The sequence below is a fragment of the Arenicella xantha genome (assembly GCF_003315245.1).
GTDB classification, from domain to species: domain Bacteria; phylum Pseudomonadota; class Gammaproteobacteria; order Arenicellales; family Arenicellaceae; genus Arenicella; species Arenicella xantha.
On the sequence record NZ_QNRT01000004.1, the window covers coordinates 192,725 to 215,314 of the forward strand.

Genomic DNA, 22,590 nt, shown 5'->3' on the forward strand with positions numbered 1-22,590 from the left:
TACACAATCCTGTAGTTTCGGGTCAAATATTGCAGATTAGTGAATATTGTTACCAGATCAGGTTTCTTTGTTTATGTAAGTTATTGATATATAACACTAAAAATAATTGATTAAAAATTAAGCAATTTTCTCTAATGGTGATGCCGTATCGTGTTTACGTACTTTGTTCACAAAGTTATCCACAATTTTTGTGGATAAGTAAAATGCGCTGAGCAACGGTTTTCTGACTATACCGTATGCGCCGCGAATCATACATATTTAGTCTAGATTAGGCGCGCCTAAGCTACGTGATATTTCACCAGCTCAAGACCTATTTAGCCAGATTGATCATTGAAACCTGCTCTCGTATTAGATAGATTGTTGGTGCAGATAATAAGTCGATTTAACTGCAACTAGAGGAAAGCCGGCGAGTTGTTAGACGTCTGACTAAGGACGGTTACTTTGTAAAAATCCCTCGACATTATTAGCGTAAATATGGCTTATACTAAATAGCATCTAGAAAATACCAATCAAGTTGGTTCTGACTATTCAGACCTCGCTCACGCTTCACAAGGAGAAACACCATGGCCGATTCAACATTTCACTACCTCGACAAAGCGCTTTCTCAAGTCAGAGACCTCGGGTTAATGCCGGAAAAGGTTGATGAGGCGCCAGTTGTATCACTGCTCCAAAAACTCACCGATATTGACGAGAGTAAAGTAGTCGCTATCGCACGCACCTTAACCCAGGCCTCAGTGTTCAATGACATTGTTCGTGAACAGGTTTCCGAAATGCGAGTGGGCGAGCGATATGAGCAAATTACCGAATCGTTTAATTCGATTCGCAGCGATGCAAAGCGCATGGTGGACCAGTTGGAAGATGGCAAGGTTGACACCTTTGAGCGCATCAATAACGTATGGATGAAGGTCAGTCGTGGTGATATCGCATCACGGTTCGATGAGATAAAAGAGGTTTATTTAGAAGTGGCCGAGGACTCGCGTGATCAAATTGAGCGAGAGCGTGTGATTCTTGAGGCGTATCAAGATTTCCGCGGAGCGATCAAGCAGTCTGAGATTTATGCACTGGATGTGCTTAAGCAGGCCGAAGCCCTTTGGAACTCAGCCAAAGGTGCATTAGAGCAAGCCAATAGTACGGTGGAAAACTATGCTGGTGAGGATATGACCGAGCGTGCCAAGCTCGAGTTAGCGCGCGATGAGCGCATGCGAGATTTCCAATTTACCGAAGACCGTTACCAAGTTGCTAAAGACATTTCGGATAACCTCACGGTTAGCTATAACACCTCAGAAGTTATCATGGCACGATTAATGCAAACCAATAGTGCCAAGGAGCGTGTGTATAAGCAAGCGATTACGTTCTTTGGCACCAACGAATCAGTGCTTACCGCGTTAACGGCGTCGTTTACTGGGATGTTTGGTTTGCACGAAAGTACTCAAACGCTAGAAGCGATGAAAGAGGGCGTGTCGAAGAGTCTTGAAGACCTCGCTGATATTGGCGGCAAAGTGCAAGAAGCGGCTGTACGGGCCGGATATGGCCCAACCATTAGAGCTGATGCAGTTAAGAAGTTGGTCGATTCAGTGGTGAGTTTCCAAGAGCGGTCACGTGAAATTATTGATGAAATGCGTGTTTTATCTACCAAAAATGCGGCGGAAATCAGAGACTCAGTCGAAGATGGAAAGCAGCGTATGGCGCGAATTATTCAGCGTGGTGGCTCGTTGCCCTTATCGAATAAGTTTTAGTCCTAGCACGACTAAGTTCGTTAGAAACCGACATTTCATAAGCTAGTTTTATGCCAGAATCTGCTCCACAATCCGCTGCGCTTGAAGACATCATGGTTGCCATGGATGTGGTGGATACACTGCGTCACCAAGAAAAGCTGGTCGCCCGTGAGTTAGACGGCGAAGGTCGTCGGGAGCGCTTGTTAACTCGGCTCCGCAATATGTATGCAGCGCAGGGTATCGAAGTGCCCGATCATGTTTTGGAGCAAGGTATTGCGGCACTTGAGGAAGAGCGCTTTCAATATAAAGCTGTCGCCTCGAGTTGGCGTACTCGAATCGCTAAGATTTGGGTAAGTCGAGCGCGTTGGGCAAAACCAGTGGGTTTTCTTAGTGTGTTAGCAAGTGCGTTGTATGCGGTTTATTTTACTGTGGATGTTTTGCCGCAAAGACAATTGCTGAGCAGTCTGCCGACGCAAGTGCGGACCTCGCTATCACAGATTAAAGCGGTCGCTAAAAAGCCCGAAATTGTGGTTGAAGCAGAGCGTATCGCAGCAAATGCGCAGGCTGCTTTGGCGGCTGGTAATCTTGAGGTGGCCGAATCAGTGCTTGGTAACCTAACCGCTCTAAATCGACAGCTAAACCAGAGCTTCACGGTACGGATAGTGGCGCGGCCCAATAAACAGTCCGGTGTCTGGCGGCGCCCGCCAGGTAATCCCAACGGTCGAAATTACTACCTAATTGTTGAAGCTGTTGATGCGAAAAATCAACCGGTCGAGCTTGCCATCATGAATGAAGAGAACAATAAGGCAACCAAAGTGACTAGTTGGGGACTAAGGGTTGACGAGAAAACCTTTAATCGAGTCGCGGCGGACAAGAAAGATGATGGCATCATTCAAAACAATATTGTTGGGCACAAGCCGGTAGGTGTCTTGCAGATGGAGTACGTGGTTGCGACTAGTGGCGCAACCATAACGGAGTGGTAACATGTTGAGCGGACCATCGGCACTCAGTACTATTGACCAAAGCTTGCAAACCATACGTAACGATGTGGTTAGGCTGGACAGCGAATTACAACAATTGACTAATCGGCAGGCCTCTCAGCAGCGTCGTCGAGCACAGTTGCTTGGTGACATTGCCGCGATTCGACTCGTTGCCCTAGAGCAGGGCGAGCTGCAGCATAATTTGACCGCCGCAGATCAACAAGCAAAAGAGATTATGCGAGCCCGTGAAGTGGCGCTTGAAGAATTGAATCGTTCTATTGATCTGACTAATCAACAGATTGAACAAGCCGAGCTTGCGCGTGGCGTGCAGTTGGATGAGGTTAACCGGATATCGCAATCCTTAGTCGATGTTGAAGCCCAGGTGCAAGCTGCATTGAATAAGAGTGAGGAGTATCAAGACCAGCTCAAGCGGGCTCAGCACGCTGATTCAGTTGCGCATGAAGCTGAGCAAAAGGTGACGCAGGCGAAAGCGGATATGGCCGAGAAAGCCAAGCCTTATCAAGCTGATCCGCTATTTATGTATCTGTGGCAGCGAAGTTTTGGTACGACAGAGTATTCAGCTGGGCTACTGGCTCGATTTATGGATGCTTGGGTAGCGCGAGTTATTTCTTATGAGCCCGCACGTATCGATTATTGGAACTTAACTGAAATTCCCAAGCGGTTAGGTCAACACGCAGATTTGGTGCGCGCAGCCGCGCAGAGTGAATACGACGCGTTGCAGGAGCTGGAAGTCGCTGCGTTGTCAGCGGCTAATGCGCCGCAAATTGAAGCGGATCTGTTGCAGGCGCGAGAAGCTATGGATGCGCATGACGATAAAATAGAATCGCTCGAACGCGCGCTCAATGAGTTGTTGCAGCTGCGGACGAGTTTTGATGTAGGTCAAGATCAATACAGTCAGCAATGTTTGACTCGCCTCGGACAGGCGCTAGCGCATGAGGACTTATTGTTGATCAATCGCTATGTGCGTGAAACAGTCTCATCGGCTGATGATAAACTGTTGGATGAAATCAAGCGTGTGGATCGCAGTTTGAGTGATATGAGTGGTGACCTCGCGGACGCGAGGCTGCTACATGATCGAAAGCTAAGTAAGCTAGGTGAGCTTGAAAAAGTACGACGCGACTTTAAAAGTTCCCGATTTGACGATGTTCGATCAGGTTTCGGCAATGAGAAGTTGGTGACCACTGCATTGCGGCAATTTATTGATGGTTTGGTCTCTGGGGCTGATGTTTGGCGTGTTATTAAACGCCATCAGCGTTATCGGGACGTCGCATCGAGCCCAGATTTTGGTAGTGGTGGCTTTGGGCAGATCGGCGATATGTTAGCCGACGAGATTTTGCGTCAAGCTGGGTCGCGCGGTCGTCGTCGTGGGTCGACTTGGCATTTACCTTCCCCGCGCCGTGGTGGTGGTGGGTTTAAATTTCCTAGTAGCGGTGGTAGCGGTGACGGTGGGTTTACCACCGGTGGTGGCTTTTAGTTTCGATATGCAGGCAGTAATGTGCAAATTATTTTAAAAAAAAGCCGACATGACGTCGGCTTTTTTACTGAATAGCTTATTAGAGACTATGCTGCGTAATTTTGCGCTGCAAACTCCCAGTTTGCTAGTTCCCAGAAGTTTTTCAAGTATTCTGGTCGTGCATTGCGGTAGTCCACATAGTAAGCGTGCTCCCAAACATCAACCGTTAATAGCGGGGTCACGCTCGGGTCGGTGATTGGTGTGTCGGCATTGCTGGTGTTAACAATCTCAAGCTCACCAGACGCATTTTTTACTAACCAAGTCCAGCCTGAACCGAAGTTGCCGCCAGCGCTAGCTGTGAATTTGTCTTTGAACTCAGCGAATGAGCCAAAGGTAGAGGTAATGGCAGCCGCCAGATCACCACTCGGTTCACCGCCGCCATTTGGGCTTAGGCTGTGCCAATAAAAAGTATGGTTCCATACTTGGGCCGCGTTATTAAACAAGCCGCCATCACTGCTTCGGATGATGTCTTCTAGTGACTTGCCCGCATGGTCGGTACCTTCGATCATGCCGTTCAAGTTGTTGACATAGGCTTGGTGGTGTTTGCCGTAATGATAGTCGATTGTCTCGGCTGAAATGCGTGGTGCAAGAGCATCACGGTCGTAAGGAAGGGCAGGTAATTCAAATGACATTAATTACTCCTGAAACAGATGTCTAAAGGTGTTGGTTGATGTTGTTAATCTACAATATATTAACGTTTCGGCGCGATTCTAACACACCGAAATCAGAAAGAGGTCAAGGTCGCAAATTGAATGCCAGTTGAGCTAAAGTTGTCAATAAATAGCGGCTTGTCATGGTTTTGAAATCAATTTGTGTAAACTTGTTACAATACTTATTGTGCCGGATGCGTTAATATTGACCTTATAGGCGCATGATGCGCCCACTAACTAGGATTTACTGGCTGATTGCCCATTAATAAATGAAAGAAAATTACAAAATAAAAAATCTTAATCGAACTAAAATCATCGCCACCATTGGTCCATCATCAAGTAGTGCTGATGTTCTTGAGGAGCTGATTAAGAATGGCTGTAGCGTGTTTCGTATTAACTTTTCACACGGTTCACACGAATCGCATGGCGAGTCGATCGCAAATATTCGCAAAGTAGCGGAAAAACTGAACCAGAATGTAGCGATTTTAGGCGACCTACAAGGTCCGAAGATCCGTATTGGTGCGATTCAAGGAGGCTCATTTAAGCTAACTCAAGGTCAAGAGCTATTGCTTGATTCAAGCATAGATGATGAGGCGGGAAGCCCCGACGGTGTGAGCTATGTATGTGCGACCCTCGCTGAGAGTTGTGGGCCCGGTCGCGTGTTAATGCTCGATGACGGTCGTGTGCAGCTCGAAGTGCAGTCAGTAGCGGGGCAGGCGATACATACTAAGGTTATTGCTGGCACTAAGTTGTCGTCGCGTAAGGGATTGAATTTGAAAGGAGGGGGGCTCGCCGAAGATGCTCTAACACCGAAAGATATGCGTGACATGGCATTCGCTGCCAAGCAGAATTTAGAGTACATCTGTGTTTCATTTCCGGCCAGTGCGCAGGATATGTTGGATGCTCGGACTAAGTTAGACGAACTAGATTGTCCATCTAAACTTATTGCGAAGCTAGAGCGCGCTGAGGTGGTTGCGTCTGAAGCCATTATTGATGACATGATCAACAGCTGTGATGGTGTGATGGTTGCCCGTGGTGACTTGGCCGTTGAAGTCGGTTTTGAGGCGGTAACCTCGTATCAAAAACAGATTATTGCACGCTCTCGTACGCTGAATAAGCCGGTGATTGTTGCGACGCAGATGATGGAAAGTATGATCGACAGCCCAGTGCCAACTCGGGCAGAAGTATCGGATGTGGCGAATGCGGTGTTTGATTATGCGGACGCGGTGATGCTGTCGGCTGAGACCGCTGTCGGTGATTATCCGATTGAAGTCATTAAAACCATGTATGACGTTATTACTGCTACGGAAAAGCACACGTTGACTCAAGTCTCGAAGCATCGTGTAGAAATAGAATTCCAGTATGTTGATGAGTCGATCGCTATGGCTTCTATGTATCTAGCCAATCACTTTAAGGCAGTTAAGGCGATTGTATGTTTGACTGAGTCGGGTAGTACTGCGTTGTGGATGTCTCGAATTAAAACGCATTTGCCGTTGGTGGCCATGTCGCCGCGACAAGACACTTTGAATCGTGTGGCTTTGTATAAAGGCGTGCGTCCTGCGCATTTACCGCGAGAGTCAGAAAGCAACACGCGACTGGAAGACGTTATTCAGTACGTGCGCAAGGCTGTAGATCTTGAAAAAGGCGATTATGTAGCGATCACCTATGGTGATGTGGTCGGGGTCGATGGTCATACAAACACGCTAAAATTGTTGCAAGTAACGTAATTTGAGTGATTGGGTTGGCTCGGCTAAACGCTGGCTCATCTGCTTAGAATTAACCGCTTTAGGATTGAAGTGTGGAGCGCAAAGCTTGCCGCTTCAATCCTATTTGCTGGGCACTAGTCGAGGTCTAGTCACTAAACTTCATTAGAATTAAAAAAATTAGTGCTTCCTCGCGTTCGCGATATTGAATAAATATTGGAGTTGCGTATAATCCCGCGATGGAAAATATCAAACAAGCACTCACCTTTGATGACGTCCTATTAACGCCCGCAAAATCTAACGTTTTGCCCCGTGACGTCGATCTCTCAACACAACTTACCAAACAAATTCGCCTCGGTATTCCGCTGCTGTCTGCGGCCATGGATACAGTGACCGAAGCGCGCATGGCTATTTGTCTCGCTCAAGAGGGCGGGCTGAGTATCGTGCACAAAAACATGACTCCAGAGCTGCAGGCTCGCAACGTCGCCAAGGTCAAGAAGTTCGAAAGCGGCGTCATTAATGACCCCATTAAAGTTTCACCTAGCACCAGCATTGGCGACGTGCTCGCGTTGACGCGTAAGCATCGAATTTCCGGTGTGCCCGTGGTCGATGGTGACAATCTTGTGGGTATTGTGACCAGTCGCGATCTTCGTTTTGAGACGCGCTTTGATGAGCCAGTGTCATCAGCGATGACCCCGCGAGATAAGTTGGTTACCGTAAGAGAGGGCGCGAGTAAGTCTGAAATTCAAGGGTTATTGCATCTGCACCGCATTGAAAAAGTGTTAGTCGTCGACGAAGGCTTTCACTTAAAGGGTTTGGTTACTGTTAAAGATATTCAGAAATCGACCGATCACCCGAATGCTTCGAAAGATAAAAATGGTAATTTGCGCGTCGGCGCAGCGGTGGGAACCGGTGCTGACACAGACACGCGCGTTGAATTGTTGGCAGCTGCCGGGGTAGACGTGATAGTGGTTGATACCGCGCACGGCCATTCACAAGGTGTGCTGGAAACCGTGCGACGCATCAAGCAAGCCTACCCTGAGATTCAGGTTGTTGGCGGCAATATTGCCACTGGTCAAGCTGCTCTAGATTTGGTTGCAGCCGGTGCTGATGCGGTAAAGGTTGGTATTGGTCCTGGCTCAATTTGTACCACACGTATGGTTGCCGGAGTCGGTGTGCCGCAAATTACCGCGGTGTATGACGTTGCGCAAGCGCTTAAGGGTAGCGGTGTACCGTTGATTGCTGATGGCGGATTACGATTCTCGGGCGATATCGCTAAAGCCATAGCGGCTGGCGCAAGCTGTGTGATGGTCGGTGGACTGTTGGCCGGAACGGATGAAGCGCCAGGCGAAATTGAGTTATTTCAAGGGCGTTCGTATAAATCTTATCGCGGCATGGGGTCTTTAGGCGCCATGGAGCAAGGTTCCAAGGACCGTTATTTTCAAGCCGACGAGTCTGAGGTGCAAAAACTGGTTCCCGAAGGCATCGAAGGACGAGTTCCTTATAAAGGGCCAGCAACACACATCATTCATCAATTAATGGGTGGCTTACGTTCGAGTATGGGCTACACCGGCAATAGCACATTGGCGGAGATGCGAACCAACTGTCAATTTATGCAAATCACCAACGCCGGCGTTGCTGAGTCGCATGTGCACGATGTCACCATTACTAAAGAAGCACCTAACTATCGCAGCTAACTTGCTGCTACTGAGCTATGACCGATATTCACAGTGATAAAATTCTGATCCTAGATTTTGGGTCGCAGTACACTCAGTTGATCGGCCGCCGAGTTCGAGAACTTGGCGTCTATTGTGAGATCTGGGCTTACGATAATGACATTGAAACGATTCGCTCGTTCAAGCCTAAAGGCATTATATTGTCCGGTGGTCCGTCGACGGTAACTGAGCAGCACACGCCTCGACCTGCGGCCGAAATATTTGACATGGGTATTCCGATTCTAGGCATTTGCTACGGCTTGCAGTGTATTGCTGCAATGCTTGGTGGTGACGTTTCGTCATCCGATAAGCGTGAATACGGGCATGCCGAGGTTAATGTCTGTGGCAGCAACCCATTGATTGTTGAAACCAGTCAGAATGTGTGGATGAGTCATGGTGATAAAGTTACTGCGTTGCCACCAGGTTTTGCGGTTATTGCTGAGTCCGCTAATGCTCCGTTGTGCGCGATTGCTGATGAAAGTCGTAATTTCTATGGTGTTCAATTTCACCCTGAGGTTACGCATAGTGAGTTTGGCGAGCAAATATTAAGTCGTTTTGCGCATAAAATTTGTGGTTGTGGCAAGAATTGGTCGGCGAGCAATATTATTCAAGATTGTATCGAGTCCGCTCGAGCACAAGTGGGCACGGATCACGTTATTCTCGGCTTGTCAGGTGGTGTCGACTCATCGGTTGTTGCGGCGCTGTTGCATGAAGCGATTGGTGAACAGCTAACCTGTATTTTTGTCGACAATGGTTTGCTGCGTAAAAACGAAGGCGATCAGGTGATGGAAACCTTCGCTGAAAACATGGGTGTTAAAGTCATTCGTGTGGATGCCGAGCAGCGATTCCTTGATGAATTGGCTGGTGAAAGCGATCCTGAAGCAAAGCGGAAAATCATCGGCCGGGTATTTGTCGAGATATTTGAAGAAGAGTCGAAGAAGATCGATGATGCAAAATGGTTGGCACAGGGAACCATTTATCCTGACGTCATTGAGTCGGCCGCTTCTAAAACCGGTAAAGCTCAGGTTATCAAGTCGCATCACAATGTTGGCGGCTTGCCTGAAGGTATGGAGCTAAAGTTGCTTGAGCCGTTGCGTGAACTATTTAAAGACGAAGTTCGCCGTATTGGATTGGAGTTGGGTTTGCCAGCTAAGATGATTCATCGTCATCCGTTTCCGGGGCCGGGTTTAGGTGTCCGTATTCTAGGTGAAGTTAAAAAACAGTACGCGGATGTACTGCGAGAAGCCGATGCTATTTTTATGGATGAGCTCTATGCCAGTGGTTGGTATGAGAAAACTAGCCAAGCTTTCGCCGTGTTCTTGCCGGTGAAGTCGGTTGGTGTAGTTGGTGATAACCGCTCTTACGATTACGTTGTTGCTCTGCGAGCGGTTGAAACGATCGATTTTATGACCGCAACTTGGGCGCATATTCCATACGATATTCTGGCGCGAATTTCGAATCGAATAATTAATGAAGTGCGCGGAATTAGCCGAGTAACTTACGATATTTCAGGAAAACCACCAGCGACAATTGAGTGGGAATAGGCGCTTAATGTTGCTGGTTGTTTGAAGTGTTTGATGCATTTTAGATGGCTGGGCCTACCAATAAAAGTATGTTAAGGGGGCTAAAAGGGGCTCTCTAAGTGCGCGCTATTGATTGTTGCACGATCGACTCAGTCACATCTTACTACCCCAGGAAGAATACACGGCCGAGAAAATTTATTAAATGGCTGCTCTTTAGATCCCTAAGTACTTTGACTAACATAGATATCTGGCTTTTAAAATGAACCAAAACCCTTCTAATCTCTCATATCGTCCGGAAATTGACGGATTGAGGGCGATCGCTGTTGTTTGCGTAATTCTCTACCATGCTGAATTGGTGCTTTTCGGCAAAGACTGGTTCGAAGGCGGGTTTGTTGGTGTTGATATCTTTTTCGTGATCAGCGGTTATTTGATTACTCGAATCATCCTTTCTGAGCTTGAGCGGCAAGGTTCATTCAGCTTTTTGAATTTTTATGAAAGAAGAGCGCGGAGAATACTGCCAATACTGTTAGTCGTTATGGTGGTTAGTTTGCCGTTTGGTTGGGTATATCTTTTGCCTTCGGCGTTTGTGGAGTTTTCCGAAAGTATACTGTCTTCGTTGGCTTTTTTTTCGAATTTCTATTTTTGGTCAGCAACAACAGAGTATGGGGCGGAAAGCTCGTTGCTAAAGCCGTTTTTACATACATGGAGCTTGTCGGTCGAAGAGCAGTTTTATATTGTTTTTCCTATCATTGCTATTCTGTGTCATAGGTTTTGCAAAGCTTATTTTCTGCCAATCTTGTTTGCTTTGTTGCTCTTGAGCTTGCAATTTTCCGAGTCAATGGAAGTTCGTGATGCAGAATTAAATTTTTATCTACCGTTTAGTAGGTTTTGGGAATTGGCTGTTGGTTCAATCATTGCATTGAAGCAGCTCTTTTACTCTGATGAGCGAAATGAGTTTGTTAGTCGAACGGCTCCAGTTATGGGGCTTTGGTTGATCGCTTATTCGGTGTTATTTTTCGACGGTGAGACACCTCATCCTAGCTTTCATACCATAGTTCCTGTGCTTGGCGTGGCCTTGATTATTGAGTATTCGTCAACCAAGGACCTAGTGGGAAAAATTTTAGGCTGTAAGCCCTTTGTTTCGGTTGGGCTTATAAGCTATTCAGTGTATTTATGGCATTTTCCGATCTTTGCTTTTACTCGGATTGGAACAGCTGGCGAGTCCCAAGCATCGATATATGCCGCGATTGCGGCATCCTTTGTTTTGTCGGTTTTTACCTACCGTTGGATTGAAACTCCCTTTCGAAGTAAGCGCTCAGTTCCCACTAAACAGTTCGTCTGGGTGGTTTCTGGAGTAGTTATCGGTTTAATTGGGTTTAGCGCATTGGTAATACTTTCTAGCGGCTTAGAGAAGCGGATTCTCATTGAAGGTGGTTTTAAAAATTATCAAATTGATAATGTGAAGTTAAAAGAGCAGGCATGGTCAGTATGGCAAAGGAGGCGGCGCGAAAAAAGATATTTTGAACCAGCTAAACACAAGGTTTTAATTATTGGAAATTCCCATGCAAAGGATCTATTTAATGCACTCTATCAAAACATTGAACATTACGATGATTTTGATTTTATTGGTGCCCCAATAGCTGAATTGGTCTGTTTCAATGAAACCATAGAGCACTCAAAGAGGACGCGAGACGTAATCTATGGTTCAAACTGGTATGCTGAATCGACTTTAATAATCATTAGTACTAGATATATGCTTGCTAACCGGTGTGACCGGAACAGCAAAATCGAGCCGAAGACTAGCGATTTGCTTGGGCTGGAATACCTAGTTCGACAAGGAATAAAGGATGGCAAATCATTTATTGTGATGGGAACTAGTGCTGAGTTTAAACCACTCGAAAAGATGATCGTTGCTGACTATGTTTACTCTCAGCACAAAGACAATCTGGACTCAGGCGCCAAAGCTTTTTTTGACGAAGTATTGCCTGGCGCCAATAAGCTGATGTATGACAATTTGAAAATAAAGGCGGACATCAATAGTAAAGTGGCAGCTCTTGCTAAACAAGAGGGTGTCATTTATTACGATAAGCTGCCGATAGTCTGTGATATGGAAGATGAAGTTTGTCATGCTTTTACCAGCGATGGCTATAAAACGCTTTACGACTATGGACACTATACGTTGGAAGGTGCGAAGTTCTTCGGGCTCAGGTTGTATGATCTTGGATTCAAGGATTTAATGCTTAAGGTTCAAGATAAATAACAACAGCGTGACACCATTAGATAGGGTGGATGTCTATTTACTGATGTTAAGGTAAGTTTTATCTTTATGTTGTGTCGCTTATCTGTGCATTTTGGTACTAAGCACTTGTGATAAATAATAAGCTTCTAGAGCGCGCCAGCCCCAGACAGAGCCGAATAGATTTTAAATCTGAGGCTGCTAATTTCCTGACGCCAAGTAATCGACGGAAGTGCGAATTGATATTCGAACCTCGAGTTCCAGAAGAGCTCCGCTCTCGTAGCCACTTGGGTTGTGCCGTTGTTGTTGAGCTAAGTGCGTGTCAATAGAGTGTTTTTTTGTGTAAAAGCGAATACTTTAATTAACAAGGGTTAAAACTGTGTTTGCTAAGCCATCACGGTGCTAAGATTCCTCGCTTGATTATTTAATTATCTATTCGGTGTTCGTCTTACATAGCATGAGTCTCCAGTTGCCAAACTCAAAACAGCGCCAACAGGGCTTCACCTTGATTGAAATCATGGTGGTGGTGATTGTGATTGCGGTTATCTCTGTTGCTGTCGTTGGCAGAATCGGTGGCAATAATGATCGTGGTGCACGCTTAGAGGCAAATCGTTTCATGGCGGTGGTCAATGAAGTGCGTGATGAAGCGGTTATTTCAGGAGATAATTACGCACTTTTAGTGGATGCCAAAGCCAAGACGTATTCATTTGAATCACTCCGTGGAGCTAACCAAGGCTCGGTAGCCGACAGCCTGTTTAAACTCAGAACTATGCGTGATGACGTCAAGCTAGAGTGGGATGTTCTAGAGTCGTTGGCAGACGAGCCAGAGCTGGCACCGAAAGTGTATGTTTCATCCTTGGGCGAAATCACGCCGTTTGAGCTCCGAATCCGCGGTGACAATCACGATTATGTGGTTCAGATCGATGATGAGGGTATGTTGAAAGTGGAAGAAAAGGCAACAGTGGGTTATTAAATGATAAATCGAAATCGACAGCAGGCTGGCTTCACCTTACTCGAAGTATTAATCGCGTTGGTGTTCGTCGCATTTGGAATTGTCACCGTGATCGAAGTGACCACTCAACACGTTAAGAATTTGAGTGAGCTCGAAAAAAGAGTCATCGCGGGTTGGGTTGCAAGCAATAAAGTCGCTGAAATACGGCATGATGCAAAAACGGAAAAGCTAAAAATTGGCAGCGATACAGACCGTGTCAAGCAAGGTGGAATGCGTTGGCGGACCAAGGCTAAGATTGAGAAAACGGATGTGGAGCGAGTATTTTTATTAGTGGTTGAGGTGCGTGATGACAATGACGTCGAGCGTGGGCTCTATGCGACCAGTACCACGGCTGTGACTGACCGGTCATGATATGCGGATAATTACCAACAAGGGCGCGGTAGGTGGTGGCTTTACGCTGATCGAAGTCATGGTCGCGGTTGGTATATTTGCGGTGATCGGAGCCATTGTGTTTCCGGCCATGATTCAGTTTATTGACGTCCGTGATCGAGTGATGGCAAAACATCATCAAGTGGAAAGTCTGCAGAAGACTTTTCTGTTCTTAGCTCAAGATTTACGCTTTGCATCGAATCGACTGGGTAAAGATGAATACGGTGATACGGCTGATGCCACGATGGTGGTAGACGATGACAGTTTGATCGATTTAACCGCGATGTATCCCGATTTGAATCTGGGAGGTCAAAATGTGCCGCGCCGAGTTCGTTGGGTTTTGGACGATAAAACGTTGCTGAGGTTGCAGTCTCCGGTAATGGATCCCGATGGAGATACGCGTGTGTTTAAGCAGAAGCTTTTAGAGAACGTGCGTAAAGTTGAGATTGAGCTGAGTAAGGTGGAAGATGGAAGGAGCAGTAGTAGTAAGCGCTGGGACGAAAAATCACGATTGCCAGATATGATTCGAGTCACCATTACGTTGGAGAATAAGCTCGAATACGAACGCTTGTTCACTATGTTAGGCGGTGACAAATTAGCTGCCACAGCCGCCGCAGCCAATAGTACGGAACAAGCGCGCCAGGATGCTGATGAGGGCAAATAGACTAGTGGGTAGCTCGTTGGTAAAGCGTTACCCGGCTTCGATCAACTCGCAATCTGGTGTTGTGTTAGTGATAGTGGTCGCGGCGGTGGTGCTGATGCTCACGTTACTGGCGTTAATGATTGAAGATCAACACATTCTAATGCGCCGTCTCGGCAATCAGAAAGTCGCTGAGCAGGGGTATCAGTACACTGAGGGATTGACTGCATGGGCCGAGCGCGTACTGCAAGACGATCAGAATCGCACAATTGATCACCTCGGTGAACAATGGGCTAAGTTTGGTCGCCCCGAGCCCGAACTGGTTGAAGGAGAAAGCGAAGCGTTTTCATTAGATACGCGGTCGAGTCGTGAAGAGAAAGAAGAGAAAAAGGTCACAATTGACTTTGGTATTGATGGCTTGGAATACAGTATCGATGACCTTCAAGCGCGGTATAATCTGAATAATCTTGGTGTTGAGGATAAAGCACAAGTAACCCAACAAAAGCGCGTCTTTATTAACTTGCTCGAAATACTTGAGGTTGGTGAATTCGATGAGCGTGAACGACTCGCTGGTGCATTAATCGACTGGATGGATGAGAATGATGCGATTTCGCCGAATGGTGTTGAAAGTGGGCATTATGCCAGTCAGAACACGCCTTACTACGCAGCGGACCAGAAGCTGACTTCGCTTGGTGAATTACGATTTGTCGACGGTTTTACTGAGGATATTATTAAACAGTTAAGTCCCTATGTGAGTGTGTTGCCAGCTGCTAATGTTGGTATTAATATCAACACTACGTCGCCTGAGGTGCTTGCTAGTTTAAGCAGTGGCGTCGTTACCGATTTAGGTGAGGTTACGGGCTTTCTCGCTATGCGCGAGCAACCAGGTTTTCAAGGCTTTAGTCCGGCTGATATTCAGCTCGCACAAAATGCTATTATTGGAGCCTCTGTGATGCGCGCACCGTCGGTGGATATTAATCTACTAAAGGTTAATAGCCAATTTTTTCAGATTAATGCCAAGGTAACGCTAGGCGATTCCGTCTATTGCATGCAGTCTGTTGTGTTGCGTGAAAATGCCACTGAAGAATCCAGTAAAACGCCTAAAGTTTCGGTGCTAAGTCGCCAACATAATACGCTTTGCGAAGAACAAAGCCCAACTAACGACGAGAGCGATGAAGATCTATCTTAAACTCGAAGCCCCCTTTGAATGGGTGCGTATGTCTGGCTCACAAGTCGACGCCTTTGGTGAGGTTCCTAGCTTAGCCGATTACCCAATTACTGATGACGATGATATTGTCGGCGTGATTGCGAGTGAATGGGTCACGATGCATAGGGTCTCATTGCCGGCCAAGACCAAAAAACAGTTCGTTACCGCGTTGCCTTATGCCTTGGAGGAGTCTATCTCCGAAGATGTCGAAAACGTTCATTTTGTTTACCCTATCTGGAAGGCTGGTGAAACCTGCAATGTGTACACCGTTGCAAAGTACAAAATGGTCGAGTGGTCAGAACTAGCGACGAGCAACCGTTTGCCGATCAAGCAACTTATTCCTGAGCATGCCTTATTGCCATTCCATGACGCGGCAGATTGCTCGCTCGCCGTAGTTGGCGAGCAGATCGTGAGTCACCACAAGGACGGCTACGGAGTCAGTGTTGATCCTGAACTGTTGGATGTGTGGCTGATGGATATTCCGGTGACGTCAACCGTGGCGATAAACGATGAGGCGTTAACCGCCAAATTAATTAGCGAACATCCTGATCGAGATTTTCGACACTGGCCTTTTGGCTACAAGATGGCGCATTGGCTGGAATATCCCGTGACTGTAAATATGGATTTATGGGGCGAGAGCTATCGTCCGAAGGTGACAGTCCGAGGAAAGCGTGCGTTTATTCTGCCGGTTGCTTTATTGATAATTGGTATTGTCGCTAAAATGGGTTATGACACCTTTCGCTATATTGGTCTCCACAGTGAAATTCGCGCAATCCAAAGTGAATCACAAGCGCTATTAGCTAGCACGTTTCCTGAAGTCGGGCCGGTGCCGCTGGGTACTGAGCGACAAGTTATGGAGCGCGCGATCGCACGCTTTGGAGGTGAAACCCAGAGCAAGGGTTTGCATTCGGCGCTGGCCGAGGTTGCGAATGTAACCGCGCGTAGTGGCGTCACTTTAAATAATATCGTGTATCGCAACGACGAATTGATTATCACTTGTCTGCTTAATAGCTTCTCTCAAGTCGATAATCTGACTCGGCAATTCAATTCGCGCCCGTCAATTTCGGCCTCACTTCAGTCCTCGGCATCAGAAGATGGCGAAGTGATCGCTAGCTACAGTATCCGCCAAAAATAAACTACTATGAATACATTTAAAAAATATTGGTCGGGCTTAGAAGATAGAGAGCGGTTGACGCTTTCGGTTGGTGGTATCGTCGTACTCATCATTTTGTTTTATATGTCCGTGTGGCGTCCGTGGCATGTTGCTATAGATACGATGAATGTATCTGTGCAGGCTTTGCGCTCGAATTTAATTTGGATGCGTCAGCAATCAGATAATTGGGCCGCTATCGGCGGCTCCGGGCAATCTGGCTCCAAATTTAGTGGTGCGGATCAATCGTTGTTGTCGGTGGTTGAGAAAACCGCCAATAGATCGAAGCTCACCAAGTCAATTCAGCAATTAGTGCCAAGTAAGGACGGTTCTGAGGTGCGAGTGGTGTTGGATGGCGTGGATTTCAACGTGTGGGTCACCTGGATCGATCATTTATATAAGCAGTACGGTGTGGATATTAAGCAGGTGACTGCCGAGCGTGATGAGGACGTGCCCAATGTTGCTGAAGTTCGCGTTACATTCGTACGTTGATTGATGTTGGACGTGGGCGCCGGTCGATCGCTTGGTGCTCGTGGCTTTGTAATCGAAGGTTAGCCGCCATGTCTCTTGAAGCACAATCACACATATCGACAAAACAATAAAAAAGCCCGCTCAATGTAGCGGGCTTTTTTTCAAATGAAAAAACGCTCAGACTTATTTAGCACGCTCTAACATGTAGTCAACAGCGGCTTTGATCTCATCATCTGATAAGCTGGCATTGCCGCCTTTCGCTGGCATATTGTTGATGCCATTGATCGCGTGATTGTAAAGAGTATCGAGGCCTTGAGCTAATCTGGTGTTCCAGTCAGCTGCACCTGCAGCGCTCACAATAGGAGCTCCAAGCGTGCCGCTATCATGACAAGCGCCGCAGCTAACATAAACTTCTTCGCCGGTAAGTGGAACCGCTGCAACCGCAACCGGTGCCGCTACTGTCTCGGCTGAGAATGTACCTACTGGCGCAATTCGTTGTGCGATCGATTGAGTACTTTCTTGTTCATAACGCTCGTCCAATTTAGCGTTTACACCGCTAGACGCAAGTGAAGCTAATACCATTATGGTAATGGTTAAAATTGTCATCGCGAGGATCATGATGATAAATAAACGTGAGAACGTCGAGTCGTTCATTTGTGTTTCGCTCATTGGACTTCCTAAATTGCTTTACTAATGTGAAGGATGTGTTGATTTAATCAGCTCTTATATCAAATTCTAGCTATTAAAAACAGCACATCACCTAGTTGCCGCTACATAAAATCGGTGGCGATTATAGCCTATCTATGTTGGAGGAAAAACCGTTTTGCATTGGTTTTAGACGTGCTTTGTAATTCATCTGCCTTTAAATAGCGATCCCAATACCCCGCGAACCAATCTTTGTCCGAGTCGCGATCCGATCGCTCGTGCGGCACTGCTGACAAAAGCCTCAGTGGGAGTTTGGCGGGTAGACGATCGACGCTTTGTCGAGCGACTGCGTGATGCGGGTTCTTGGGCGGCATCTATTTGCTCTTGTTCGAGTCGTTGTTGCGCTCGTTGTGCCAGTAATTCATAGGCGGACTCACGATCAACTGCTTGGTCGTATCGTCCTTTGAACGGTGATCTCGAAATTTGTTCTTTGCGCTCAATGTTGTTCATCGGGCCGATGCGTGACTCCGGTGGCCGAATTAGAATTCTCTCGACTTGTGTCGGTATGCCGTCGGCGTCTAAGGTGCTTACCAGTGCCTCTCCGACACCTAGTTCAGTAATAATCGAGCCGGTGTCGAGGGCTGGGTTAGCGCGGAAAGTGTCGGCAACGGTACGTACCGCCTTTTGGTCTTTTGGTGTAAAGGCTCTTAGTGCATGTTGGATCTTTAAGCCAAGCTGGCCGAGAATTTCTTCTGGAATATCGAGTGGGCTCTGTGAAATAAAATAGATACCGACACCTTTGGATCGAATCAGGCGAACAACTTGTTCAATTTTGTCAACCAGCACTTTAGGCGCATCGTCAAACAGTAGGTGCGCTTCGTCAAAGAACATCACGAATTTAGGTTTGTCGGCATCACCGACTTCGGGCAGCGTCTCGTATAATTCAGATAGCAGCCAAAGTAAAAAGGTGGCATACAGTTTCGGTGATTTTTGCAGCAAGGTGCTGGCATGGAGAATATTGATGACGCCGCGTCCAGAGAAGTCGTGGCTCATTAAATCGTTTAGTGCAATCGCGGGCTCGCCGAGCAAGTACTCAGCACCTTGTTCTTCGAGTACTAATAGCCCGCGTTGGATTGCGCCAATACTGGCGGTTGAAATATTGCCATATTCTGATTTTAGATCTGCTCGGTTATCGCCCATCCACACTAACATTGCGCGCAGGTCTTTTAGGTCAAGTATCAGCATTCCTTCATCGTCGGCTATTTTGAAGCAGGAATATAGAATGCCGGTTTGTGTATCATTTAGATCGAGCAGGTTAGCCAGCAGAAGGGGGCCGAGTTCGCTCACCGTGGTGCGAATCGGGTGTCCGCGCTCTCCAAATAGGTCCCAGAATACTACTGGGCTCGGCTGCATTTGGTAGTCTTCGATGCCGATTACTGAGATGCGTTCGTCAATTTTCGGGTGTGGTTTAGCGGGCTTTCCAATGCCGGATACGTCGCCTTTGACATCCGCTAGAAATACCGGCACTCCGATACGTGAAAAGCTCTCGGCTAGAATCTGTAATGTCACTGTTTTACCGGTTCCGGTCGCGCCAGCTACCATGCCGTGGCGATTTGCCATACTGGCATCCATGAAAACGGTCTGTGACCCATTGCCGCCAATAAGCAGCTGATTGTTGTCTGACATAGTTATTATATTGACACTAAATAGAGTGATGCTTGAGGGGCGCTAATCTAAGTGAAGTAACTAACAATGCCAGCGGCTGAGCCAATGGCAATAAATGCTAGACAAAGTTACCACTTCAACTAAGCTGGGGCCGCCTACGGTAACGGTTTGAAGAACGGAATAACAACTTAGCACAACTGAAAGCGGTACTCTAACGGTTTATCAATTGCAATTTCACATTCAAGCACATACATTGTTTCAAAAATTTGACTATAAGCTTCAATAACAGAGGTTTGAGCTGTAAGATTCGTGCTGGAGAGTGCGCATGTTTTGGGGAGGCGTAAACTGATGATGAAACTTACAAAGGAGAGAATATGCGTATAGTTATTCTAGAAGATGACCGTGATCAAGCCGATTTGCTGGTTGCATGGTTGCAAGAAGCGGGGCATCTATGTGATGTCTTTAACGATGGCAATGCGTTTATCCGGGCGTACTCAAAAGAAAGTTATGACTTGGTTTTGTTAGACTGGATGGTGCCTAGTTTATCTGGCATCGAGGTGCTACAGCATTTACGCAGCCAATTAGATCCTGTTGTGCCCGTGGTGTTTATTACGCAGCGCAACGCCGAGGAGGATATCGTTGAAGCCCTCGAAGCGGGCGCCGATGACTTTATGAGTAAGCCGGTCAGGCACAATGAGACCTTGGCGCGAGTTAATGCCATTGCTCGCCGTATGGGCTTTGGTGATGCTAATACTTCTGACGACTATGATTTTCCGCCTTATAAAATTGATACTCGGTTACGGCAGGTGAGTAAGAATGCTGAACCGATCGAGTTGACGCAAAAGGAATACGAGCTGACGCTGTTCTTATTTAAGAATTTGGGGCGCGTAATCTCCCGTGGACACCTGCTCGAGTTGGTATGGGGTACTAGTTCCAAGCTGAATACGCGCACCGTAGATACGCATGTAAGTCGGTTGCGCAGTAAGCTCGATTTGGATGCCGAGCCAACATGGCAGTTGACCTCTGTTTATCGACATGGGTATCGCTTAGAAAATACTCAGTAGCACGATATAGCTTGCGCTACACTTTGAGTTAAGCCACTTGTGATTCAATATTTGATAGAATCAACATAAACACGCATTTGCAATCGATTGCAATAATGCGAGTCAGGTAAATAGGTAAGGTTTTGCCAGCAACGGCACGAGGTAGTGATGTCAGAGAAAAAAAAACAAGTAAGCGCCGAGATTATTAGTCCTGGTTTGGGCGATATTGAAAAAGTCAGAGACATACTGTTTGGTAAGTATGTGAATAGCTTTGAGCAGCGCTTTGCTGATTTAGAAGCGCGTATGGAAGCCGATGTCGATGAGATGAAGCAACGGCTTACCGCTAAGATCTCCAAAATGGATAGCGCTGTTAATGAATCGTTAGCCAAACTAGATAAACAGATTCAGAGCGAGCAATCTAGTCGAGATAGCGAATTAAAAGCGTTGCAATCTATGTTAAATGACGCTGAAGCGGCGCTTAAGCAATCGATTGGTATGATGGAAGATCAAGCTAATCACGATCTTGCGGCAGTTCGTGCTTCCTTAGAAGAGAGTCATCAAGAGCTATTGGATCAGACGTCTCTAGTGCAAGCTCAGTTGGTATCGAGCTTGGAAAAGCAGAAAGAAGAGTTGCAGACCGACAAGGTAGGACGTCAAGCGCTGGCGCTTATGCTTGATGAGGTCGCCGTTAAGTTGCGCGGCAGTTAGCACTTAACTTGAAAAGTCCTTCAGCATGAGCCAATTAGACGAACTGCGACAGATTATCGTCGGCGATAGTGCCGAGCAAATCGATCAGCTGAATCAACGACTCGATGATCTGGATAGGCGCACCAAAGATGTGGCTGAAGTGCTGGCGCCAGCGATTGACGCGGAGTTAGCGAACAACGGTCAAAATTTGGTACGCTCATTGCAGCGACCCGTGTCATTAGGTCTGAAACAGGCTATTCGAACCGAACCCAAAGCTTACGCTGAAATTTTGTATCCGGTTATGGCGCCGTCAATCCGACGGGCTATCGCGCAGGCCATATCGTCGATGATGGTCACCATTAATCGGACCATCGAGTCGGCTACGACCGTGCGCGGAGTTCGCATGCGGATGGAGTCGGTGCGTACCGGTGTGCCATATGCCGAATTGGCTTTGCGGCATTCATTGCTGTACCGAGTTGAGCATGTTTACTTGATTGATCGTGATTCAGGAATGTTGATCGATGAAGTGGCCTCGCATGATGCGCAAAGCTTGGACAGTGATGCAGTTAGTGCGATGTTTTCGGCGATTCAAAGCTTCGTGCAGGATTCGTTTGCCGGTGACGAGTCGGCACGTCTGACCGATCTGAAAGTTGGTGAACATAATGTTTGGGTAGCGCATGGCCCTAGAGTGATGTTGGCCTGTGTGATTTTAGGTAGTGCGCCGGAAAGTTTGAAATCTGAGTTGTACGACACGTTGGACGGTATCCGCAGTGATTATGCCACTGCTATCGAAGATTTTACCGGTGATAATAGTGCTTTTGTCGGAGTTGAAGATCGATTGATGCCGCTGCTTCAATTGCAATTGAAGTCCGGTGAATCCGTGTCTAGCAAAGGCAACAGTGCGACGTTATTTATTGGTGTTCTTGCATTGCTAGCGCTGGGCTATTTGATTTGGATGTGGTTCGTAGACCAATCTAAGCTATCGACGGTAAATTACTACTTGAAGCAAACTCCCGGTGTGGTCGTTACAGATAGCTATTGGCATGATGATCAGATTGTGGTGGAAGGCCTACGTGACCCAGATGCTTCGATTCCGTTTAGCACATTGGATGCGTATGATATTTCGCGCGACCAAATAAAAATGCAAATGATTCCGTTTCGATCGCTTGAAACCGACATGGAGCTACAGCGGTTTCGTGAGCATTTTAATCTGCCGGTAAACGTGCAGTTTGATGTTGCGCAAGGCCAGATAACGCTGTCTGGTGAGGCGCCGATCGAATGGTTAAATCAGCATAGTGTACGACTCCAGCAGTTAGTTGCAGATCGGCGCTTGTCCACTGCAGGGCTTAGTGCCTCACTTGATTCGGTTGACGCTACTCTAGAACGACAGCTTAGCGCTGATCAGTTTGCCCAAATTGAGTTAAGTAAAGCTGTCGAAGCAGGGCAAAATGTTGTTCACGTTAGCACCAGGCTTGATACTAACGGCTTAGCCTTGGTCCAGTCTCTCTTCGCTGGCAGCCCTTGGGTTACTGTTAATGTCGCGCAGCCATCTCTTTGATTAGATGGTTGGTGTGGCTTGATGTTTTATGCTCGATGCGATCAATGATCTGATATTTAATTTCTTTTTCTTACCGATAGTAGACCT

Annotated in this window: 19 protein-coding genes; 16 read left to right on the top strand and 3 right to left on the bottom strand. The window is 46.9% G+C overall.

What is annotated here, in order from left to right:
- The first annotated feature begins 563 nt into the window (after positions 1 to 563).
- From DFR28_RS14520 to DFR28_RS14530, 3 genes are read left to right on the top strand one after another with little or no spacing between them, the layout of a single operon-like run.
- Positions 564 to 1,736, top strand: coding sequence for a cell surface protein (locus tag DFR28_RS14520; RefSeq protein ID WP_113955102.1), 1,173 nt, complete (start codon positions 564 to 566; stop codon positions 1,734 to 1,736).
- A gap of 50 nt (positions 1,737 to 1,786) precedes the next feature.
- Positions 1,787 to 2,698, top strand: coding sequence for a DUF6384 family protein (locus DFR28_RS14525; RefSeq protein WP_113955103.1), 912 nt, complete (start codon positions 1,787 to 1,789; stop codon positions 2,696 to 2,698).
- A 1-nt stretch (position 2,699) separates the two neighbouring features.
- Positions 2,700 to 4,190, top strand: a complete 1,491-nt coding sequence (locus tag DFR28_RS14530) for an AAA family ATPase (protein WP_113955104.1) — start codon at positions 2,700 to 2,702, stop codon at positions 4,188 to 4,190.
- A gap of 86 nt (positions 4,191 to 4,276) precedes the next feature.
- Here DFR28_RS14530 and DFR28_RS14535 read toward each other — a convergent pair whose 3' ends face one another.
- Complete coding sequence (locus DFR28_RS14535; protein WP_113955105.1) at positions 4,277 to 4,861, bottom strand: superoxide dismutase; 585 nt, start codon at positions 4,859 to 4,861, stop codon at positions 4,277 to 4,279.
- A gap of 287 nt (positions 4,862 to 5,148) precedes the next feature.
- On the opposite strand from DFR28_RS14535, the gene pyk reads away from it, so the two are divergent.
- The 10 genes from pyk (at position 5,149) to gspM (ending at position 16,926) form a co-directional block, all read left to right on the top strand.
- On the top strand, positions 5,149 to 6,606 hold the full coding sequence (gene pyk / locus DFR28_RS14540; RefSeq protein WP_113955106.1) for a pyruvate kinase: 1,458 nt from the start codon (positions 5,149 to 5,151) through the stop codon (positions 6,604 to 6,606).
- Between the two features lie 215 nt (positions 6,607 to 6,821).
- Positions 6,822 to 8,279, top strand: coding sequence for an IMP dehydrogenase (gene guaB, locus DFR28_RS14545; protein ID WP_113955107.1), 1,458 nt, complete (start codon positions 6,822 to 6,824; stop codon positions 8,277 to 8,279).
- A 17-nt stretch (positions 8,280 to 8,296) separates the two neighbouring features.
- Positions 8,297 to 9,841, top strand: coding sequence for a glutamine-hydrolyzing GMP synthase (guaA, locus tag DFR28_RS14550; protein WP_113955108.1), 1,545 nt, complete (start codon positions 8,297 to 8,299; stop codon positions 9,839 to 9,841).
- 238 nt (positions 9,842 to 10,079) lie between these two features.
- Positions 10,080 to 12,080 (top strand): acyltransferase family protein, encoded by a 2,001-nt coding sequence (locus DFR28_RS14555; RefSeq protein ID WP_113955109.1) that lies wholly within the window; start codon positions 10,080 to 10,082, stop codon positions 12,078 to 12,080.
- A 445-nt stretch (positions 12,081 to 12,525) separates the two neighbouring features.
- On the top strand, positions 12,526 to 13,029 hold the full coding sequence (locus DFR28_RS14560; RefSeq protein ID WP_170132116.1) for a prepilin-type N-terminal cleavage/methylation domain-containing protein: 504 nt from the start codon (positions 12,526 to 12,528) through the stop codon (positions 13,027 to 13,029).
- A complete protein-coding gene (gene gspI / locus DFR28_RS14565) occupies positions 13,030 to 13,419 on the top strand; it encodes a type II secretion system minor pseudopilin GspI (RefSeq protein ID WP_113955111.1) in 390 nt (129 codons plus the stop codon).
- Position 13,420: 1 nt separating this feature from the next.
- Positions 13,421 to 14,101 (top strand): type II secretion system protein GspJ, encoded by a 681-nt coding sequence (locus DFR28_RS14570; protein ID WP_113955258.1) that lies wholly within the window; start codon positions 13,421 to 13,423, stop codon positions 14,099 to 14,101.
- A 4-nt stretch (positions 14,102 to 14,105) separates the two neighbouring features.
- Positions 14,106 to 15,266: a type II secretion system minor pseudopilin GspK gene (gene gspK / locus DFR28_RS14575; RefSeq protein WP_170132117.1), complete on the top strand. Its 1,161-nt coding sequence runs from the start codon at positions 14,106 to 14,108 to the stop codon at positions 15,264 to 15,266.
- Positions 15,250 to 16,419: a type II secretion system protein GspL gene (gene gspL, locus DFR28_RS14580; protein WP_113955113.1), complete on the top strand. Its 1,170-nt coding sequence runs from the start codon at positions 15,250 to 15,252 to the stop codon at positions 16,417 to 16,419. The genes gspK and gspL overlap by 17 nt, the downstream gene beginning before the upstream one ends.
- Before the next feature lie 6 nt (positions 16,420 to 16,425).
- Complete coding sequence (gene gspM / locus DFR28_RS14585; RefSeq protein ID WP_113955114.1) at positions 16,426 to 16,926, top strand: type II secretion system protein GspM; 501 nt, start codon at positions 16,426 to 16,428, stop codon at positions 16,924 to 16,926.
- Positions 16,927 to 17,088: 162 nt separating this feature from the next.
- On the opposite strand, the gene DFR28_RS14590 is transcribed toward gspM, so the two are convergent.
- A complete protein-coding gene (locus tag DFR28_RS14590) occupies positions 17,089 to 17,574 on the bottom strand; it encodes a c-type cytochrome (protein WP_211317002.1) in 486 nt (161 codons plus the stop codon).
- Between the two features lie 183 nt (positions 17,575 to 17,757).
- A complete protein-coding gene (locus DFR28_RS14595) occupies positions 17,758 to 19,236 on the bottom strand; it encodes a helicase HerA-like domain-containing protein (protein ID WP_113955115.1) in 1,479 nt (492 codons plus the stop codon).
- A gap of 353 nt (positions 19,237 to 19,589) precedes the next feature.
- Here DFR28_RS14595 and DFR28_RS14600 point away from each other — a divergent pair, with 353 nt between their 5' ends.
- The 3 genes from DFR28_RS14600 to DFR28_RS14610 all read left to right on the top strand — a co-directional run bounded on the left by DFR28_RS14600 (position 19,590) and on the right by DFR28_RS14610 (position 22,503).
- Complete coding sequence (locus DFR28_RS14600) at positions 19,590 to 20,279, top strand: response regulator transcription factor (RefSeq protein WP_113955116.1); 690 nt, start codon at positions 19,590 to 19,592, stop codon at positions 20,277 to 20,279.
- Between the two features lie 147 nt (positions 20,280 to 20,426).
- The gene (locus DFR28_RS14605) at positions 20,427 to 20,966 is read left to right on the top strand and encodes a hypothetical protein (RefSeq protein WP_113955117.1); all 540 of its coding nucleotides are present in this window, start codon (positions 20,427 to 20,429) and stop codon (positions 20,964 to 20,966) included.
- Positions 20,967 to 20,991: 25 nt separating this feature from the next.
- Entirely contained in the window at positions 20,992 to 22,503 is a 1,512-nt protein-coding gene (locus DFR28_RS14610; protein ID WP_113955118.1) for a hypothetical protein, read from the top strand.
- The last annotated feature ends 87 nt before the right edge of the window (positions 22,504 to 22,590 follow it).

Excerpts from the sequence above, each read along its gene's own strand:
- DFR28_RS14520 (WP_113955102.1), top strand. The coding sequence starts at position 564 with ATGGCCGATTCAACATTTCACTACCTCGACAAAGCGCTTTCTCAAGTC.
- DFR28_RS14525 (WP_113955103.1), top strand. The coding sequence starts at position 1,787 with ATGCCAGAATCTGCTCCACAATCCGCTGCGCTTGAAGACATCATGGTT.
- DFR28_RS14530 (WP_113955104.1), top strand. The coding sequence starts at position 2,700 with ATGTTGAGCGGACCATCGGCACTCAGTACTATTGACCAAAGCTTGCAA.
- DFR28_RS14535 (WP_113955105.1), bottom strand. The coding sequence starts at position 4,861 with ATGTCATTTGAATTACCTGCCCTTCCTTACGACCGTGATGCTCTTGCA.
- pyk (WP_113955106.1), top strand. The coding sequence starts at position 5,149 with ATGAAAGAAAATTACAAAATAAAAAATCTTAATCGAACTAAAATCATC.
- guaB (WP_113955107.1), top strand. The coding sequence starts at position 6,822 with ATGGAAAATATCAAACAAGCACTCACCTTTGATGACGTCCTATTAACG.
- guaA (WP_113955108.1), top strand. The coding sequence starts at position 8,297 with ATGACCGATATTCACAGTGATAAAATTCTGATCCTAGATTTTGGGTCG.
- DFR28_RS14555 (WP_113955109.1), top strand. The coding sequence starts at position 10,080 with ATGAACCAAAACCCTTCTAATCTCTCATATCGTCCGGAAATTGACGGA.
- gspI (WP_113955111.1), top strand. The coding sequence starts at position 13,030 with ATGATAAATCGAAATCGACAGCAGGCTGGCTTCACCTTACTCGAAGTA.
- DFR28_RS14570 (WP_113955258.1), top strand. The coding sequence starts at position 13,421 with ATGCGGATAATTACCAACAAGGGCGCGGTAGGTGGTGGCTTTACGCTG.
- gspL (WP_113955113.1), top strand. The coding sequence starts at position 15,250 with ATGAAGATCTATCTTAAACTCGAAGCCCCCTTTGAATGGGTGCGTATG.
- gspM (WP_113955114.1), top strand. The coding sequence starts at position 16,426 with ATGAATACATTTAAAAAATATTGGTCGGGCTTAGAAGATAGAGAGCGG.
- DFR28_RS14590 (WP_211317002.1), bottom strand. The coding sequence starts at position 17,574 with ATGAGCGAAACACAAATGAACGACTCGACGTTCTCACGTTTATTTATC.
- DFR28_RS14595 (WP_113955115.1), bottom strand. The coding sequence starts at position 19,236 with ATGTCAGACAACAATCAGCTGCTTATTGGCGGCAATGGGTCACAGACC.
- DFR28_RS14600 (WP_113955116.1), top strand. The coding sequence starts at position 19,590 with ATGCGTATAGTTATTCTAGAAGATGACCGTGATCAAGCCGATTTGCTG.
- DFR28_RS14605 (WP_113955117.1), top strand. The coding sequence starts at position 20,427 with ATGTCAGAGAAAAAAAAACAAGTAAGCGCCGAGATTATTAGTCCTGGT.
- DFR28_RS14610 (WP_113955118.1), top strand. The coding sequence starts at position 20,992 with ATGAGCCAATTAGACGAACTGCGACAGATTATCGTCGGCGATAGTGCC.